Origin of the sequence: Palleniella intestinalis, assembly GCF_013166595.1 — a bacterium.
Taxonomy (GTDB): Bacteria; Bacteroidota; Bacteroidia; order Bacteroidales; family Bacteroidaceae; genus Prevotella; species Prevotella intestinalis.
The window spans coordinates 13,930-32,485 of record NZ_JABKKG010000006.1; the positions used below are offsets into that span (position 1 = coordinate 13,930).

Sequence of the window (18,556 nt, forward strand, 5' to 3'; positions counted from 1 at the left end):
ATTAGAAACGGAAATGAGCGAATGCACGGTTAGCCTCAGCCATACGGTGCATGTCCTCCTTACGCTTGAATGCGCCACCCTGGTTGTTGTATGCGTCCATGATCTCAGCAGCGAGCTTGTCAGCCATACCCTTGCCACCACGCTTGCGTGCGAAGAGGATCATGTTCTTCATTGACACGGACTCGCGGCGGTCAGGACGGATCTCTGTAGGAACCTGGAATGTCGCACCACCGATACGGCGGCTCTTAACCTCGACGTGAGGAGTAACGTTGTCGAGAGCCTGCTTCCATATTTCGAGAGCTGACTTCTCTTCGTTCTGCATCTTCTCACCGACAGTCTTGAGGGCGTTGTAGAAAATCTCGTAAGAGAGGTTCTTCTTGCCATCATACATAAGGTGGTTCACGAACTTTGACACTTTCTGATCATTGTACACCGGATCCGGAAGGATTACGCGCTTCTTTGGTTTTGCTTTTCTCATTGTTTTGTTTGTCGTTTAATCTTGCATGGGGCTGTCATTTTCTTGTTCTTCAACGTCCTCTCATGGACATTTACTCAACCTTTATATAGACTCCAGCAAAACTTTCTTGTTTGTTTTTCTTTCTAAAAGATGTCTTGTGCTATATCTGTAACCTGATTACTTCTTAGCCTTAGGACGCTTTGCTCCGTACTTTGAACGGCGCTGTGTACGGTTAGCCACACCTGCGGTATCGAGTGTACCACGCACGATATGGTAACGTACACCCGGAAGGTCTTTCACACGACCGCCACGTACAAGCACGATAGAGTGCTCCTGGAGGTTGTGTCCCTCTCCCGGGATGTAGGAGTTGACCTCCTTCTGGTTTGTCAAACGAACACGGGCAACCTTACGCATTGCCGAATTAGGCTTCTTAGGTGTTGTTGTGTAGACACGCACACAAACGCCGCGACGCTGTGGGCACGCCTCCAGAGCCGGAGACTTGCTCTTGTCTACGAGCACCTTTCTGCCTTTTCTAACTAATTGCTGAATTGTAGGCATAATTTTTTGTTTTTAATTTATATATTATTGTATTTACTTATATGCATAGGTATACACGACTCCCATAAAGCCGATTCAGGGTGCAAAGTTACACAATTTCCCTAAAATAACATAATTAAATAGATATTTACCGCCATACCAATACTAAATTTTAAGATAATATAACTTTTAAGCATATCATTTAGCAAAACAAGGCAATACAAATCATACATTCACACCTCCCCTGCCATGGAAATCATGGCATTGATAGCGATGTGTAGCATGGATAATGTCAGGTTTCGTGACAGACTACAGCAGGGCGGTGATGGCTGTGGCGGGAAGTTCCAATTTGGAGAAGGCGAACATCTTCTTGCCGAGGTCTTTCAGTGAGGCACCGATGTGCCATACTTCTACACCGTCAACAATAAGGAAACGGTCGTGGGATTTCTTGCAGGTGTGCAGGTTTATCGAGGGATATTGGCTGTTGTGCTTCTGCAAATCCAGTTGCAGCCGTTGGCTGATGGTCTGCGTGTAGATGTCTGCTGTCACACCGTCGCCACGCTTACTTAGCATCAGCAGCACCGACTCGTCCACATAATTGTCTATCAGCAAGAGGGATTTCCGTGCGGAGCGTATCAGGTCAGTGGCGAACTTATAAGCATCAAACAGCTGTCCGTCGTAGAAAATCCCTTCCACCGGAGGCAGCGAGGTGCGGACAAAGAAGCCTATCTTTCGGGAATGTTCAGCGACAGTATGCTCCAACTCTGTCAGACGGCGGTTGACAGAATAGCCTTTCAGCAGATAGTCTTTCAGCACACTGTTTGCCCAACGGCGGAAAAGAGTGGCATTTTTGCTGTTCACACGGTAGCCGACAGAAAGGTTTTCCATAGCATAAGAATAAAAGCTCCCACGACTGAGCTTGTAAGGGGGTATGCTGCAAAAGTACAACATTGTTCCCACACCGCCAAACTTTGGGGATATTTTTGCTTATAACGTTTGATTTTCTTTTATACTTTTCCTTTGTGCCACATGACTTATTTTAGAAATACATTCCTTTTGAATAGTCGCAAACTTTGCGACAACTGACATACAGTGCAACTTTTCTTACTGTGCATTGTTCACATACTTGGCTATAGTCTTGCCATCTCGGGCAAAATTGTGTAGTCCACCTCGCTCACCATACGGAACTCCTCCATGTAAAGCATATAGACCAACACACCTTTTCCTAAAGAACATTGATTCCATAAGGAGAAGAAACCTTAAATCCCCCAAGAAAAACGTCACGCCTCCAAACAGTTCTGATTATCCGACATGGAAAGAGCTCCGGTGCAGTCTCTCTACCTTAACAAAACCGAAGGGAAGCAACACATCCCCATGTCATACTATGTGACAAACTGAAAGGTAATGCTTTGCATTGCAAAAGGCTACACTTGACTTGGCAAAAGGTAACCTTTTGTTGGCCAAAGTGTTACCTTTTGGCATATCAACTATATTTTAACATTTATCAATCTTTTGGTTTATCAAAAATTGAGCACAAGTTATCACTTTGCAAGCAACCACACCCTATTTGACTGCATATTGACAAAAGCGAATCATTGACTACTCACCTATCGATTAAAGAGCATATTCTTCAACCTGTCATTTGCCAAGCATTTGAATCCTGCAACCCAATTACCTATTTTTAGGTATTGCCCCGGAAAAAGAAACTTTGTAATTTTGCACCTCGATTCAAAAACAGAAAATCAAGAACAAAATATGAGAAAAGCAATCATCTGCCTCTGTGCAATGGCGGTCATGTCACTCACGGCGGCGGCAAATGAGGACAACGGCAGCAAAACAAGGGACAACTCGATAGCCGTTGAGGGCTACGGCGAGACGGGAATAATGAAAACGCAAGACGGCTGGAGCGCAATCGACCCGCATATAGTAGCCGGCGCGGAGTACACATGGAGGGACGGATGGAGCGCATTCGGAGAGGTGGAGTACATGGATGAGGTGGACATCACACAGTTTTTCATACAGAAGACCTTCACGGAATGGGCAACGGTACGCCTCGGAAAGATGACTGTGCCTTTCGGCATCTCCAACATACACGACAATCCAATGAACCATTTCGCCGTGTCCCTGCCGGCGGGTGAGATAGAGATTCTGCCCGAGAACTGCAATCTCATGGGCATCTCGTTCCTCGGAAGCAGGAAGACATGGAATTATGAGGCGCAAATGCTGCTGCAGAATGGCTCCTTGGCAGTGGCTGTGCACATCGAGAACAGCCCTGACGACAATCTCAGCCTTGGCATCGGCGGATATTACGACGGCAAGTTCATTGTCAGCGGCAACCTCAATCTCTCCTCCGATGCTTTCACCGGGCGTGCCATTGCCACCTATTCGCAGACGGCAAAGGCTGTCCATTGTGGTGCGGAGGCCGGCTATGACCTGCTCCATGGCCTGTCAAAAGCCGGGAGTCGGCTTTTCGCCTTCGCACGCTATGATTTCTCCAACCATGAGGAGGACTGCCACAGTGTGACCGTAGGCCTGAACTACCTGCCCATCAAGCACATAGTCGTCAAGGCGGAGTACGCAAGGAACATGCTCCCCGCGTCTTCCGAAAACAATTTCGCAATAGGTGTCGGCATATCGTTGCCGTAAGAGACGATATGGGAGGCATCCTCTCTTGTTATCGCTCGAAGAAAGAAAAGAACCAAAAGAACCTTCCCTTTGCAGGCATTGCTGATAATCAATGCCATGGCGAAGCCGTTTCTTTAAGTTCTTTGATTTCTTGGAGTCATGTTCCTCAAAACAGCATCATACTGAGCAAAATGGTTCTTCTCATAATCAGTTATGTTTGTTTTTTATGTGCAAAATCAGTCAACAACCAAGTGCTAATTTACAAAATATATTTGAGAAAATTTTCTTTTTGTATCAAAATTCTATTTCCCACAAACAAAAAAAATTATTGGTGTCGTCCGGTAAAACGCAAAATACATCTCTGATTGTATATGCGTCCGGATGTTTATGTGCAGAAAACCGCGTCAGCGGTTTAATACAGTAGCTTTATATTTAACTATTACTGTCCGGTAAAACTCCACAAGTTGTTGTGGAATCACATTTTCATAGGAAATGTTTCTCATAAAGTGTGGCGGAGCCACAGTCCTTACGGTAACTGCGGGCTTCAGCCCTGCGGGCAGTGAATAGTCCATACATAACGTGTGGCAGCGCCACACTCCTTTATGGTCCATCTTCGCACAAGCGTATGAAGTGGATTGTTGAGGTTCGTGCCGTCTTGTTCAGCATAAAGGAGTGTGGTTCTACCACACAGCGTTTGAGTTGCTTTACAGTCCTCACGGCTAAAGCCGGAGGTTACCGTAAGGGTTGTGGCTCCGCCACACTTTGCATGGAGATGTTGACAATAAGGCAGGAGTGTTTTCGCAAATCAATTTTGTTTGACTATAAACGGCTGTTGGGAATTGCTCTATGTCATCTGCTTGCGGCTTCCAGCTTCTCGATAAGTTCAGCCACATCACGCCCGTCCATGAGAGCATGGTTGACGGAAACGGAAACCGGAAGCAGGTGCTTGCCATTCTCCGTTATCAACTTTCCGGTGGAAATGCGAGGAACGGAATCGCCCCTGCCAAAAGAGACTGCGTGCTTCATTTCCGAGAATGCGAACCAAGGGAGAGCCGAATAACGAATCAAATCCTCACGCCCCGTATTGTCGGAGAAAGCGAGCCCGCTGCTGTTCTTCACTCTCTCCACCTCTTTATCGGCGTTTTGCGCAAATACGGCAAAATCCGGATTGTATTCGAAGAAGCCGAAACCGAATGTCCCGTCATCCCTTCCTATGGTCGGCGACACGTGAACCGTGTCGTACTTCACGACATTCCCATCTTCGATGCGCAACTTGAAAGCCTCTGTCTCGTTTATGCATCGCAGCAAGAAATGCACAGAATACAGGAAGAAGGATTTTTGTTCCGCCTTGCATCTCTTGCGGACATTTGTGAAATCCACCAAAGTGGTGACCCCGAAAAAGGGGTCGTCAAAGGAGGAGAAGAACTCGAAATGCTCTCTCCTGTTCCATTTTTCCAAATCAACGAACTGTTTCATTTGTTTTCTCTTTTTTCAATTCCGGTCAGGTCAACCGGCAATCTCTCCCGACACAAGATAATTGTCTGATGTCGGGAGAGATGTCATTAAAAATGTGTAAAATTACAGCAGGCGGCAGTCAAATCCTGCGGAGTCAATGGCTTTCATCACCGCTTCCGCCGTGCAAGTGCCCCATACTCGCACTTCGCCATTGTCCAGAAGGACCTCCGCACGTTCCACTCCCGGGACAGACTGCACGGCGCCTGCGACAGCGGCGCGGCAGTGGGAGCAGGTCATGCCGGCAACCTTTATCCTGTAGGCCGGCATGTCGGTGGCTGTCGGTTTCTGCTCGTGACCGTGATGATGATTGCCACGACGGAAAATGAAAGCGTTGGCCATGAGCGCGACAAGCACAATGCCGGAAGCTATCTCCACAAAGCCCGGGCCGCTCTCCTCACAACAACCGTCTGCTATCGCGCCAAAAGGAGACAGTGCGAACCATTCGCGAGGCATGAGATAGTCCATCGCCAGACCGCAGAGGACGGAGCCCAAGATGATGGATGCGAGGTATATCATGAGAGTCTTGCGACCCATAATCTTGCGCACCACAAGGATTGAGGCGGCATTGCTTGCCGGTCCTGCCATGAGCATGACAAGGGCTGTGCCGGGAGAGAGGCCTTTCAGCATCAGCGACACGGCGATTGGTATGCTGCCTGTGGCGCAAAGGTACATAGGGATGGCAGCCAGCAGCACGAGAGCCATGCTGAGGAGTGTGTTGCCCGAGAAGAGTTCAAAGAACTGCGCAGGCACCGCAACGGTGATGAGGGCTGCGATGAGCAGACCGATGAAAAGCCATTTGCCAACATCCTGAAGCATCTCCACGAAACCATAGTTGAGGGCGGACTTCATGCGTGCTGCGAACGAGCCCTTGTCCTCATGGCTGTGGCAGGAGCAGCCTTCGCCGCAACATTCCTCTGTCTCGGTCTCTGCATTTCCCTTCCATTCCTCCCCACCGTCAAGCTTGTTGACAAGCACGCCGCCAAAGAACGATGTGACAAGCGCAGCCAACGGACGTATGATGGCAAAAGCCGGTCCAAGCACGGAGTATGTCGCCATTATGCTGTCCACTCCCGTCTGCGGTGTGGCGATGAGGAATGATGTCGCAGCACCTTTCGACGCTCCTTCGCGGCGAAGAGCGGCAGTGGTTGGTATGACTCCGCAAGAGCATAATGGCAGTGGTATGCCGAAGAGTGCTGCTTTCACCACTGACTTCCAGTCATTGGAGGCAAGGTGGCGTGAGAACATGCTGCGAGGCACAAATGCCTGGAGCAGTCCTGCAATGAAGAATCCCAGAAGGAGGTAAGGTGCCATTTCGCACAACAGATGCCAGAACGAAAGCACATAGTCTGAGAAAATGTCTTTAATCATAATCATTTTTTTATGTAGTTTGTTTAATGTATATGTTATTGGGAAATATACAGTGGATTTCGCACATATCCCGATTTCCGAGTGCAAAATTACGGAAAATGTTTTGCAAGTTGGTTGCAAACAGGTTATCATGCGGATTCAGAAGATTATGCTGATTTAGCTTGAATTTTAATTCAGTGATTTTTGCGGATAGCGAGAATTCGTCGAACTCACGTGATATTGCACAACGAGATACTACAGTTTGTTTTGCTGAACGACACCAATATTGCAAAATATAATGTAGTTTGTTCTTACGGAACTATCATATAGCACAATGGGACCGTTCTCATTTATGAAGCCAGCCCCATTGGAAATGTATAAATAATTTACACCTTATATTATTAGTACCCTACAGAATTATTCTATTGCATTGGAACATACCCCTATCTATACCCCTATAATATTTGGAATCGCTTGTGAAATGTCGTACCTTTGCAAGCGAAACCAGAAACATCAAGAATGTTGGTTTGCAGAGTTCTTTGACGTACTTACCATATTATAATAAGCGTACCTTGGAAACAATTCCCTGCGCAAGGGCGAGAAACGCCTGGCCGGTAGGTGAGGCGACATCCATTGCCGCAGGAGTACCGTTGTCGCCATTCTCGCAAACGCTCTGCACGATAGGTATTTGTGCAAGGAGCGGAAGGTTGAGTTGCTCGGCAAGATTCTTGCAGCCGTCCTTGCCGAAGATGTAGTATTTGTTCTCCGGAAGTTCGGCAGGAGTAAAGTAGGCCATGTTCTCCACAAGACCGAGGATTGGCACATTGACCTTGTCGTTCTGGTACATGTCTATGCCTTTGCGTGCATCGGCAAGCGCCACTTGCTGCGGAGTGGAGACGATTACCGCTCCCGTGATGTTCAGTATCTGGAGCAATGACAGGTGAATGTCGCTCGTTCCGGGAGGAGTGTCAAGGATAAGGTAGTCTATATCCGACCAATCTGAATCACAGATAAGTTGTTTCAATGCGGAGCAAGCCATGCCGCCACGCCACAGTGTAGCTGTCTCAGGAGACACGAAGAAGCCTATGGAGAGGAGTTTCACGCCGAATTTCTCGATAGGTTCAATCAGTTGTCTGCCGTCCTTCTCCACGGCATAAGGGCGCGCATCCTCGCATCCGAACATCTTTGGCATGGAAGGGCCGAAGATGTCTGTGTCAAGAAGTCCTACCCTATAGCCGAGGCGTGCCATGGCAACAGCGATGTTTGCCGATACCGTGGATTTGCCTACGCCACCCTTTCCGGAGCTTACGGCGATTATCTTCAGGTCTGTGAGGTACTTGTCCTCCTTCGGACGCGGCTTTGTCTTGAACTCGGTCTTTATGGTGACCTCCACTTCCTTGCCCACGTAGTAGTGTATTGCAGCCTCAGCAGCCTTCACTGTGGATTTCAGGAAAGGGTCAGTCTCTTTTGGGAACAGGAGTGTGAATGAGACCTTCATGCCATCAATGCGGACATCATCGACAAGCATCTCGCTCTCGATGAGGTTCTTTTTCGTTCCGGCATAGTTCACTGTGGCAAGTGCGTCGGTGATTAGTTTGGGATATAATGTTTGCATTGTAAGTTCTTTTTCATGAACATTGGGAACAAGGCGCACAATGCGTCCCATTCCCAATGCTGATATAAAAAATGTTTTATCGAAGTACTGTCTCGGCAAGACGCTTGGCCTTGTCTCGCAGGCAGTCTGTGCCATTCTCAACATCGCCATAGGTCAGTACAACACCCATACGGCGTCCCTTGTGAGCCTCAGGCTTGCCGAAGATGCGGATGCGTGCATTCTCTTCGGAGAGCACATCGGCAAGGTTGTATTCCGGCACGCCTTCATAATCCTTGTCGGCAAGTACGACGGCTGACGCTCCGGCATGCTCCAGCTTGATGTCATGGATAGGCAGACCGAGGACAGCGCGCAGATGCAGTTCAAACTCAGAAAGGTTTGTGGTATGACCGAGGGTCACCATGCCTGTGTCATGCGGACGTGGGGAAAGTTCAGAGAAGACAACGCCTGTCTCGGTAAGGAAGAACTCCACACCCCAGATGCCTGCACCTGTGAGTGCCGCAGTGACCTTTGCCGCCATGTCCTGTGCGTCTTTGAGGTCTTTTTCAGAAATCATGTAAGGCTGCCATGACTCACGGTAGTCGCCGCCTTTCTGCACATGACCTATCGGAGGGCAGAAGAGAGTCGGGCCGTTTTTCTGTGTTACGGTAAGCAATGTGAATTCAGATGTGAAGTGTATGAACTCCTCAATGATTACTTCCTGCACATCACCACGTGCACCTGCCATAGCCGCATCAAAAGCCGGACGCAGTTCCTCAGCACATTTTACAGTGGACTGGCCATGACCGGAAGATGACATCAGAGGCTTGATGACGCACGGGAAACCTATCTCACGGCTTGCTGCCTCAAGTTCCTCGAAGGTCTTTGCGTAGAAATATTTCGCTGTGCGCAGCCCGAGTTCCTTTGCGGCAAGGTCGCGTATGGCCTGGCGGTTCATGGTATAGTTCACGGCACGCGCCGACGGTACAACCTGTATGCCCTGCTTCTCAAAGTCGAAAAGGCGTTCTGTGCGTATCGCCTCTATCTCCGGGACAATGATGTCAGGCTTATGCTTAGCAACCACCTCTGCAAGTTTGTCACCGTCAAGCATGGAGAACACCTCACGCTCGTCAGCAACCTGCATTGCCGGCGCATTGTCATATTTGTCACATGCCACAACATACACGCCCTTGCGCTTTGCAGCAATAACGAACTCCTTACCCAGTTCACCTGAGCCAAGCAACAGAATTTTCATCAAAAAGTAATGTTGAATATATTATTATCAAGAAATTCACTTGTTCACATCAGTGACAAAGCACATTGCCGCTTATTTGGCGTTGCTGTTATTGCACTGTTTCTTGCACTCTTCCTGCTTTGTGCACTGTTGCTTGCAGTCTGTTGACTTCTCGCATTTCTTCTCACACTTTGATTTGCAGTCTGCGGACTTGTCACACTGCTTCTCACACTTCGCTGTGCCACACTTCGCTGTACATTTGTCAGACTGTGTGCACTGCTTCCTGACACATGAGGTTGTTGTAGCCTTTTGGGTATCGTCCGACTGGTTGACTGACTGTGCACTTACTGTAAGTACGCATACTAATGCTGCGATAATGCTTAGAATCTTCTTCATTGTTGTTTTACGTTTTTAATTGTCATTTTTAATACTATGCCGCCCATAAGCAGCAATAAGTGTTGCAAATATATTTATCTGTTGGCTTGTCCATTTCTGTCACTTGGTGCAAAGGTACTCATTTCCACGGTAACGTCAGAATAGAATTCCCCTAACTGTATATGGGAAAACCCTATATCTTTCACCAAAGAGAGTGTACACCATGCCGTTCAAGACGGATAAATGATAAATCACAACAATTAATATGCAAAATTACAAAATACCCAAAGTACCACCAAAATTATTTCGCAAAAGTTTATTAATTCACCTTATTATTATATGAATGAGAAATGAAAAATCGCTTGCATATAGACATTTATATCAAAATAAATTCGTAATTTTGTACCCGAAATGGAAATGACCTAACAAAAAGACGGCTTCCAACATAGCCAAACGGTCTCATGGAACGGCTTGACCTGATTAACCAAAACACTAACTAAAAATACTAACAAACATGCTAAGAAAATTACTATTTGTACTCTTACTTGCAACAACCACAACAATGTGGGCACAGAAAGCGACAGCATTATGGAGTCTCAATGATTTGGAGAACCTGACAACTGCAAGCCTTACAGGCGATGAAACTGCAGTTGCCCAGTTGACGGCAGCCTGCACGACAGGCGACAAGCTGACAGCTACAGAATTGCTGACAGTTTCCGGTGCCGACAACGGCTATACTGCCGTGACATACGAGCGCCCGATGACCAAGTTCCAACCTGCCGCAGAAGTGAAAAACATCACCAACGGCTATTGTGTCTCTTTCAGCATAAACATTGCTGAAGGGCATACATTCAAACCAACTCGCTTGTCCTTCGATGCGGCACGCTGCGGAACAGACAAAGGCACAATAAGCATAACCACACAGACAGGTTCTGCTCCTGCAACAACATTTGCACAAGGAATCACCCCTTTGCGCAACAAAATCATGTCAGGCAACTCTACCGGATTCAGCACGCATGAATACAACATCAACGGTGTGATAGCAGAAGGTTCATCCTACACTGTGAACATATACATCATGGGAATCGCCAACACCAAGCAGATTGCAATAGGCAGTGTGGCAATAGAAGGCATCGTGGATGAGCCTGTGTACAACATGTCACATTACCTGTCCGCATTCACTTGCCGTTCCAACGGAGAAACCATTGACCTGTACCCTGTGATAAAGGATTCAGGCAATGGTGTCGAGAGCCTTTTCAGAACAAAACTGACAGAAATTCCTACAGATTTCAATGCCGTACCGACGGAAGGCTATACTGCCAATGTCGACTATGCAAACAATGTTGCCACTGTTACCATAAAGGAGAATGGCAGCACTGTCTACTCATCAGCTGTACGCCTCATGGTCAGCCACATCGGCAACCGTGGCGAGGCGAAACCGCTCAACCGTGGCTTGCTGGCTGTTCATCTTAACGATGGAAATCTTGTCAGCTGGCGTATGCGTGCCACAGACATCCCGGGTTCCACTCTGTACAAACTCTATCGTGAGGGCGAACTGATACAGACCTTGAAACTAAAGACAAACTACAAGGACCGTGGCAAAACTGCCGGAACGAACTATCGCATAGAAGTATGCAGTGCCGACGGTGCTGTGCTTGAAACGCAGGAGACTTCAGCATGGGGTGCGCAGAACACTGCTTTCGTCTTGCCACAGGCTCCTACGGACACCAACGGTACCGGAGCTACATACACGCCGAATGATGCTTCATGCTACGACATGGACGGCGACGGCGAGCAGGAGATTGTCATACGCTGGGAACCTTCCAATGTACGCGATGGCGCAAATACAGGCTCAACGGGTGCAGTGTTCCTTGACTGTGTAAAACTTGACGGAACACACCTTTGGCGCATCAATCTTGGAAGGAACATGTGGGCGTCACAGCACACAATAACATTCCTCTGCTATGACTTTGACGGTGACGGCTATGGCGAGATGATTGTACGCACCGCTCCAGGAACAATAGACGGCGAAGGCAATTTCGTGCTTATGGGCAATGATGACCCTTATGCAAACTACGTTGCTGCCAATGGGCGCGTGGAGAGCGGACCGGAGTATCTCACTGTATTCGACGGCACAACAGGTGGTGCAATAAGCAGCATCCACTACTGGCCTGCACACGATGATTTCAGCGACAACGTACAGGCTTATGGCAGTGCAGCACGCATAGAGCGTTATAACGCAACCATGGCGCGACTTGACGTCAACGGCAAGGCTACTCCATGTGCAGTGATGAATCATGGCTATTACAACCAGGCATACTATATGGCAGCATACTTTGACGGCAAGGAACTCCATGAGTTATGGCGTCACTCCTCCACAACAAGCGGAAAGGGAATGTATGGGCAAGGCTACCACACACTCCAGTCAGCGGATGTCGACGGTGACGGCTTTGATGAGATAGTTGCCGGTTCGGCAGTGCTTGACCATGACGGTGTGAATGTGCTGTGGAGAAGTGGTGAAGGTCATGGTGACGCGCTGCATATAGGCGACTTTGACTGGAACAACCCTGGAATGGAGATTTATTCTGTCATGGAGGATGGCAAAGCATCCTATGTCCACTACGCACAGGATATGCGCGACGCAAAGACAGGCCAGCTTCTTTGGGGCACCCCGAAGACAGGCGGCGACTGCGGACGCGGACTCTGTGGTGACTTTGACGACAAGCATGAGGGAGCGGAATCCATGTGCTCCGCCTATCCCGGACTGTACGACAGCAAGGGTAACGTCATTAGCGACTGGCATGTAGGCACAACAAGCTCCTCTTCCATAAATTTCCGCATTTACTGGGACGGAGACCTCTATGACGAGTACCACGACCGACAGCACATAGACAAGTGGAACAGCACAACAAAACAGTGGCAGCGCCTGACAACCCTCTACAACATCGCACCGGGTGCATCATCCATCAACGGCTCAAAGAATGTTCCGTCTCTCCAGGCTGACATCCTCGGCGACTGGCGCGAGGAGGTTGTCTATTACTATGCCATAGACGCTGCAGCCGGAAAATTCGGGCTGAATATCATCACCACAAACTACGAAAGCAACTACATGCTGCCGTACTTGCGTGACGACCATGTCTACGACAATGCCATCGTATGGCAGAACACTACCTACAACCAACCTCCACATGTTTCCTACTCACCTGTGGTTTATTGGAAAGAACTGCAAGAAATCCTGACCGGTATATGCAACGTCTCCATTTCTGACACGGATACAACAAATAATGCCACCTACAACATCGCGGGTCAGCGTATCAATCCTTCATATCTACAGAACGGTGGTATCGTGATACGCAACGGAAAGAAATATATGAAATAAAAAAAACATGCTGCAAGACTATTTTACAAACATATTCTGCGAAAAAAAGGACTGCCTGACGAAAATCAGGCAGTCCTTTTTTTTTGCAGAATAGTCATCTGACTATCTTACTTATAATATATTGTTCATCTGACATTTGAAGCAACAGGCTCCAAAATCAAAAATAAACCGGCATTTGTTCCTGCACATCACATTCCGGCTTCGCATCCAAGCCCATCACCTCTTTGAAGAAAGAGTGCTGACGAAGCACATCGCGCTTGAAATGGAGGATTTCCGCGTTGGCTAACTCTCCACGCTGCCGGGAAACACTGTTTCTTGTATTACACGTACCTTACAAGAAATAGATACATGTTTCCCATGCGCTTCTGCGGCGAAGATAGAAAGAAACCATGAAACAGCAACCGATTTGCATATTTTTAAATGCAGATGAGCAGATATTTTTTCAACCATTTGTCACTTTTCACAACAAGAAACAACATCTTTTGTCACAATTATTCCTAAAAAAGGACAACAGCATTTACGCAAAATATGTGCGGAGACATTGGCATTATATGTACAGTTCGCACTCTTTCCTTACCGAACAAGGCTTGCGGAGCATAAGATTGACAGCAGAAAGAAGGACACAGTTAATCTTTCTTGCATTATGCGGACACACTGCCACGCAGCGCATGCATGAGATACATGCCGCTTTGTCAACCTCCTTGGCATTGTCCTTGCTGATTGCTCCCACAGGGCATTTCGCTGCACAAAGCCCGCAGTTGGTACATTTGCCACCGGCGGAAGGCACAATCTTTTTGCCACCTACCTCACGATACGGTCTGTTGCCTGGAATGGCAGGGACACTCATATCCCCTTTATCGAGTTTCGCCTTTATCTTGTCTCCAAATTCTTTCAGGCAGGAAGCATCCTCCGCGTCAGGCCTTCCGGCTGCATAGCGGCGGGCGATGGAGTGCTCGGCGATGGCAGCGACAGCACCGACAACGGCAAATCCGGCATTCTCCGCCACATCTTGCAGTTCCACAAGCGTGTCCTCATAAGCGCGGTTGCCGTAGACTGCCACAATCACGGCTTTGGCTCCATTGGCTTTTATGCTTGCAATGCGTTCGGCAGCCGTGGCAGGCACTCTGCCACTGTACGACGGAACGGCAATCACGGCAAGGTCATCATCTGTAAGCACCACACCGGCAGACACTGCGGCATTGTCGGAAAGGTCAACGAATATCGGCTCAGATCCCAATCCTCCAGCCAGTATGTGGGAAACTTTCTCTGTTCCGCCTGTAGGGCTGAAACAAATCTCATAAATCTTCATATTCTATATTTTTTAGTATAAATCCTGTACAGCAATCGCTGTATAATTTGCAAAGATACGCATAAGTAGACAGAAAACCAAATTTCATTCAAAGTTTTCTGTCTACTTATGCGTATCTTCGTATGGGCTGAACAACAGCCCTCTGAAAACTATTTCGTGCGTTTTACAGTATGGATTACTGCCCCTGTCTTGTCAACCATGTGCATCGCCAGTTCGTTTTTGTCCACAGCAAACACCGAGAATCCCGTTTCCGGACTACAGAACACTGTGCCTTCCACCGGCTTCACCTTACGGCTTAGCGAAGCAGAAGAGTTGACAACATAATCCACATCACTGCCCGGCACACGGATATGCTGGAAATTATGGATATGCCCACAAGCATAAATGTCCACCTTATGCTTACGGAGTATCGGGTCAAGCCTCCTCTGCATGTCGTCGCGCTCACTGCCGTCTTTCGGTGTTTCGGCATAAACAGGATGATGCCCCACGACGATCACCCAATCCTCCTTTGCCGCATTCAGCACCGAATCGACCCATGCCAGTTGCCTGTCCGCATCCTGCCGGCAGGCATCCGGATAGCCTTCGCCGTCATTGCAGTATTTGCCAATCAGCGGAGTGGTGTCAATCATGACAAACCTTATTGATGTTCCTTTCCCGGAATACGCCTTGGTATAATATCGGGAAGGCATCGTCCATCGCCGGCTTACGTTCGTATAGTCAAGGATAGCCTGAGTGTTTCCCCTATACTCATGGTTGCCAAGCATAGGAAACCAATCGACCATCAGTTCCGGATGGCTGTAGATGAGTTCGTAATTGGTCATCCACAGCGGGTCATCCACACTGCGCACTCCTTCAAAATGATGCACATCGCCGGCGGCGAACACACATTCCGGTCCGATTTCCTCTGCCATTTCTCCCATCAATTCGGCAATGGGCTTCTGGTCATAGTAACCATTGCGCCCCAAATCGTTGACCATATAGAAGTTGAGACCTCGCTTCAGCCCTTTCCATGCCTCAGGAGTTTGGGCGTTTACTGACAAGGCAATGACAGCGGTCAATGCCAACAAAATGATTCTTTTCATATTCATATAATGCTTAATAAATTAAATCCATACTCATTAAAAACTCACTTTTATGCCTGCATTCACCTTAATTCCATAGTATTCCGCCTGCATCGTGCGGTCCTTTGTTCCCTGATAGTAGCGCAAAGGCTGGTTCAGGAGATTGCTTGCCTCCGCATAGAAAGTCGTCTTCACATTCTTTCCGAACGTATAGCCTGCATTGATGTCCATGTAGTTCACTGCGTCATAGTATCTGTCATAGAAAGCACTTGCTCCCATTTCGTCGATAAAAGCGGACGCAAAGTTATAGCTCAGGCGCACATTCAAGCCTCCTTTCTCAAAGTAAAGTGAAGCGTTTGCCGTGTGTGCAGGCGCCCCCGGAAGGCTCAGACCGCCCTCATTCTCCCGGCCTTCAAAGTTGAAGTCCTCAACGCGTGAGTGTGTATAGGTGTAGGTTCCGTAGAATCCCAAGCACTTCAAGGCAGGGGAAATGAAGCCGAAATCACGCTGATAAGAGAACTCCAATCCCAACAAAGTGGCATTGCCGGCGTTCTTCGGCTGGGTGAAACGAGTGTATACGTTGCCTTGATACTCATGATTGTTCACCACCTGGTCAACAATGAAGCCGTCAATCCTCTTGTAGAACATACCGGCACTCACAAGACCAATGCTCTTGAAGTAGTAGTCGGCACTCAAATCCAGATTATACGAGAGAGTCGGTTTCAAGTCCGAATTGCCTATCTTTATCTCATTGTCGCCCCTGCTGATGTTCACACTCGGAACCAAAGCGGAATATTTCGGACGGCTTAAAGTCTGAGTGTATGACGCACGCACCTTGAAATCGTCGTTCACATCCCATTTCACCAGCAGCGAAGGGAGGAAATTCACATAACTGTTTGTCACGCGTTCCGTCTTTGTTGTCACGTCTGTCTCGTCATCATAGTTCCTTCCGGTGTAACGCAACGATGTGTGTTCCAGACGGAAACCTGCCATAAGGTTCACATCCGGAGTGAACTTATGGTCGAAACGCACGTAGCCCGAAGTGACTGTCTCACGCGCTTCGAAGTTCCCTGCCAATTCCGCTTGCACCTGTTCCTTCTCAAATTGGGAGGCATCGTTCAGGTTAAGACCGCCAACATAGTCTTTGTCGGCAAACACACCCACCTGGTATTTCGCGTCAGGCATGAACTTTTCCGTGCTTTTGTCCACAGCGTTATTCAGACTGTTTGCCATAAAAACCTCTTCGTCCGTCGGTGTATATTCATAGAAATCAACATCTTTCTCCTTCGTCTTGCGTACAACCTTCGCGCCAAACTTCAGTTTTGCGCCATTGTTCATGGAGGCCTTGAAGTTGGCAGAGAACTTCAAATCCTCTTCCTTTATGCTTTCCTGCTGCTCCGTAAGCTCCTTCAGACTGAACTCTTCGCCCAACACCATGGTGGAGCCTAACTTCGGAACGGCATACGGACGGCGCTCATCGCTCAGGTCGATGTCAAATTTCTGCTTCTTCAACTGAAAGTCAAGATAACGCTCATTGGGACGTTCCTCGATTGCCTTGGCATAATTTGCTGTCCAGTCCATGCCTATTGCTCCCCACAAATGTTCGCCTCCCAATGCGAAATCCATGGTGCGCTGACGCTCCAGACGTGCACTGCGGTTGTCCGGAGTGCCGGCTTTCGTCTGTATGCGCACTGTTCCCTTTCCGTCCTCGTCAAGGTCTTTGATGTTTGTGCGGTAACGGTTTTCCCAATCGTTCCTGTTGTTGAAGATACTCTTGAACGTCAGTTTGTTGTTCCCATTCACATTAAAGTCAAAGGCTGCCGAATAGCTTTGCCGCTCACGGGTGACAAAGTACCGGCGCATCTGATAATCACTGAGATACACTTTGCCGTCCTTGCCCTTTTCCCACATAAACTCTGTGTCATAAGAACCTGACGGAGAGTTTTGGTAAGAGGCAGAGAGCAGCATTCCAAGCCTGTCATTGAAATAACGGTCACCGTAAGTAAGCCCCAGATTCAGTTGCGCTTTCCCGCTTATCCGGTTATAACCGCTTCCGGCGGTAGCGTTGAAAGTGCGCTTGTAAGGCGAGTTCTTGGTGACCAAATTGATAGAGCCGCCGATGGCATCGCCGTCCATGTCCGGAGTGACCACCTTGCTTACCTCGATGGTTTGAATCATGTCGGCAGGTATCAAGTCCAGCTGCACGTTGCGTGTGTCTCCCTCGGCAGAGGGGATACGGTTGCCGTTGATGGTGACGGAGCTAAGGTCTGCACTTGTTCCGCGCACCTGTCCGAAGCGCGCCTCCCCTTGGTCGTACTGCACATTAATGCCGCTGATGCGCTTCAACGCATCACCAATGTTAGAGTCAGGGAACTTCCCGACTTGGTCGGCAGAGACAATGTTCGTAATGCCAAGATTGTTCTTCTGCGCATTTATGGCTTTCCTCTGCCCCTGAAATGCGCCCTGCACCTGCACCTCCAGCAATTCCAAGCCATCGTTCATCACAATGTCGCGCTCCAAAGTCTTGCCTTCGGGGACGGTGAGTCGCATCTCTATAGGCTTGTAACCGACGTATGTCACCTTCACAGTGTACGTTCCCGGCTTCAGGTTTGACAATGTATAGAAACCGTTCACATCACTTACGACTCCGGATTTCAGGTTCTCCACAAAAATGGAAGCTCCCGGAAGAGTTTGGTTTCCGCTGTCCACGACACGTCCATGGACAGCACCTTGCTTTACATTCTCATTCACTTCTGCAAAGGCGTGGCTATTGTAGCCGGCCATCATCAACATTAAAGAAACTGCTTTAATAACTTTTTTCATATACTTTTTTAGTAAGTTATAAATCCGCTGCAAAGGTAGGAAGGTTAAGTTTCATGGAGATTACATGGACTTAAAGGTTGTGCGACAAATGTTTTTCATTTTCATTACAACCGCAATCTTTCATGGATGAGGTGGCTGTTTGCCTTGAAAAACGGCATGCTTTTTATGCATGAGTTTTCTAATGCTCTATTTATCATAATCGGAAAAATATGCGTTCTTTATACCAAAAAAGACAACTTTCGCAGGAAAGTATAACCCTTCACAGCAAGAAGGCATACCTTTTGCACTGCAATGTATAACCTT

Annotated in this window: 12 protein-coding genes and 1 pseudogene; 2 read left to right on the top strand and 11 right to left on the bottom strand. The window is 48.1% G+C overall.

Going from position 1 to position 18,556, the window contains the following annotated elements; translation table 11 throughout:
- Window position 1: 1 nt before the first annotated feature.
- From rpsG to rhuM, 3 genes and pseudogenes are all read right to left on the bottom strand, one after another.
- A complete protein-coding gene (gene rpsG, locus HPS57_RS09235; RefSeq protein WP_135940236.1) occupies window positions 2-478 on the bottom strand; it encodes a 30S ribosomal protein S7 in 477 nt (158 codons plus the stop codon).
- Between the two features lie 156 nt (window positions 479-634).
- Entirely contained in the window at window positions 635-1,015 is a 381-nt protein-coding gene (gene rpsL / locus HPS57_RS09240; RefSeq protein WP_135940237.1) for a 30S ribosomal protein S12, read from the bottom strand.
- A 288-nt stretch (window positions 1,016-1,303) separates the two neighbouring features.
- A pseudogene (gene rhuM, locus HPS57_RS09245) lies at window positions 1,304-1,873 on the bottom strand (RhuM family protein); the annotation flags it as partial.
- Between the two features lie 876 nt (window positions 1,874-2,749).
- Between rhuM and HPS57_RS09250 the strand changes: the two are divergent.
- Window positions 2,750-3,640: a hypothetical protein gene (locus HPS57_RS09250; RefSeq protein WP_172182444.1), complete on the top strand. Its 891-nt coding sequence runs from the start codon at window positions 2,750-2,752 to the stop codon at window positions 3,638-3,640.
- Between the two features lie 828 nt (window positions 3,641-4,468).
- Here the strand turns inward: HPS57_RS09250 and HPS57_RS09255 are convergent.
- From HPS57_RS09255 to HPS57_RS09275, 5 genes are all read right to left on the bottom strand, one after another.
- Window positions 4,469-5,095 (bottom strand): chloramphenicol acetyltransferase, encoded by a 627-nt coding sequence (locus HPS57_RS09255; RefSeq protein WP_172182446.1) that lies wholly within the window; start codon window positions 5,093-5,095, stop codon window positions 4,469-4,471.
- 102 nt (window positions 5,096-5,197) lie between these two features.
- The gene (locus tag HPS57_RS09260) at window positions 5,198-6,502 is read right to left on the bottom strand and encodes an SO_0444 family Cu/Zn efflux transporter (protein WP_172182448.1); all 1,305 of its coding nucleotides are present in this window, start codon (window positions 6,500-6,502) and stop codon (window positions 5,198-5,200) included.
- 535 nt (window positions 6,503-7,037) lie between these two features.
- On the bottom strand, window positions 7,038-8,096 hold the full coding sequence (locus tag HPS57_RS09265; protein ID WP_172182450.1) for an Mrp/NBP35 family ATP-binding protein: 1,059 nt from the start codon (window positions 8,094-8,096) through the stop codon (window positions 7,038-7,040).
- A 76-nt stretch (window positions 8,097-8,172) separates the two neighbouring features.
- Window positions 8,173-9,330: a formate-dependent phosphoribosylglycinamide formyltransferase gene (gene purT, locus HPS57_RS09270; protein ID WP_172182452.1), complete on the bottom strand. Its 1,158-nt coding sequence runs from the start codon at window positions 9,328-9,330 to the stop codon at window positions 8,173-8,175.
- Window positions 9,331-9,399: 69 nt separating this feature from the next.
- Complete coding sequence (locus HPS57_RS09275; protein WP_172182454.1) at window positions 9,400-9,702, bottom strand: hypothetical protein; 303 nt, start codon at window positions 9,700-9,702, stop codon at window positions 9,400-9,402.
- Window positions 9,703-10,195: 493 nt separating this feature from the next.
- Here HPS57_RS09275 and HPS57_RS09280 point away from each other — a divergent pair, with 493 nt between their 5' ends.
- Window positions 10,196-13,060 (top strand): rhamnogalacturonan lyase family protein, encoded by a 2,865-nt coding sequence (locus HPS57_RS09280; RefSeq protein ID WP_172182456.1) that lies wholly within the window; start codon window positions 10,196-10,198, stop codon window positions 13,058-13,060.
- A 547-nt stretch (window positions 13,061-13,607) separates the two neighbouring features.
- Here the strand turns inward: HPS57_RS09280 and HPS57_RS09285 are convergent.
- The 3 genes from HPS57_RS09285 to HPS57_RS09295 all read right to left on the bottom strand — a co-directional run bounded on the left by HPS57_RS09285 (window position 13,608) and on the right by HPS57_RS09295 (window position 18,253).
- A complete protein-coding gene (locus HPS57_RS09285; protein ID WP_172182458.1) occupies window positions 13,608-14,369 on the bottom strand; it encodes a 4Fe-4S binding protein in 762 nt (253 codons plus the stop codon).
- Window positions 14,370-14,518: 149 nt separating this feature from the next.
- Window positions 14,519-15,457: a metallophosphoesterase gene (locus tag HPS57_RS09290; RefSeq protein ID WP_172182460.1), complete on the bottom strand. Its 939-nt coding sequence runs from the start codon at window positions 15,455-15,457 to the stop codon at window positions 14,519-14,521.
- Window positions 15,458-15,487: 30 nt separating this feature from the next.
- The gene (locus HPS57_RS09295) at window positions 15,488-18,253 is read right to left on the bottom strand and encodes a TonB-dependent receptor (RefSeq protein WP_172182462.1); all 2,766 of its coding nucleotides are present in this window, start codon (window positions 18,251-18,253) and stop codon (window positions 15,488-15,490) included.
- Between the last annotated feature and the right edge of the window lie 303 nt (window positions 18,254-18,556).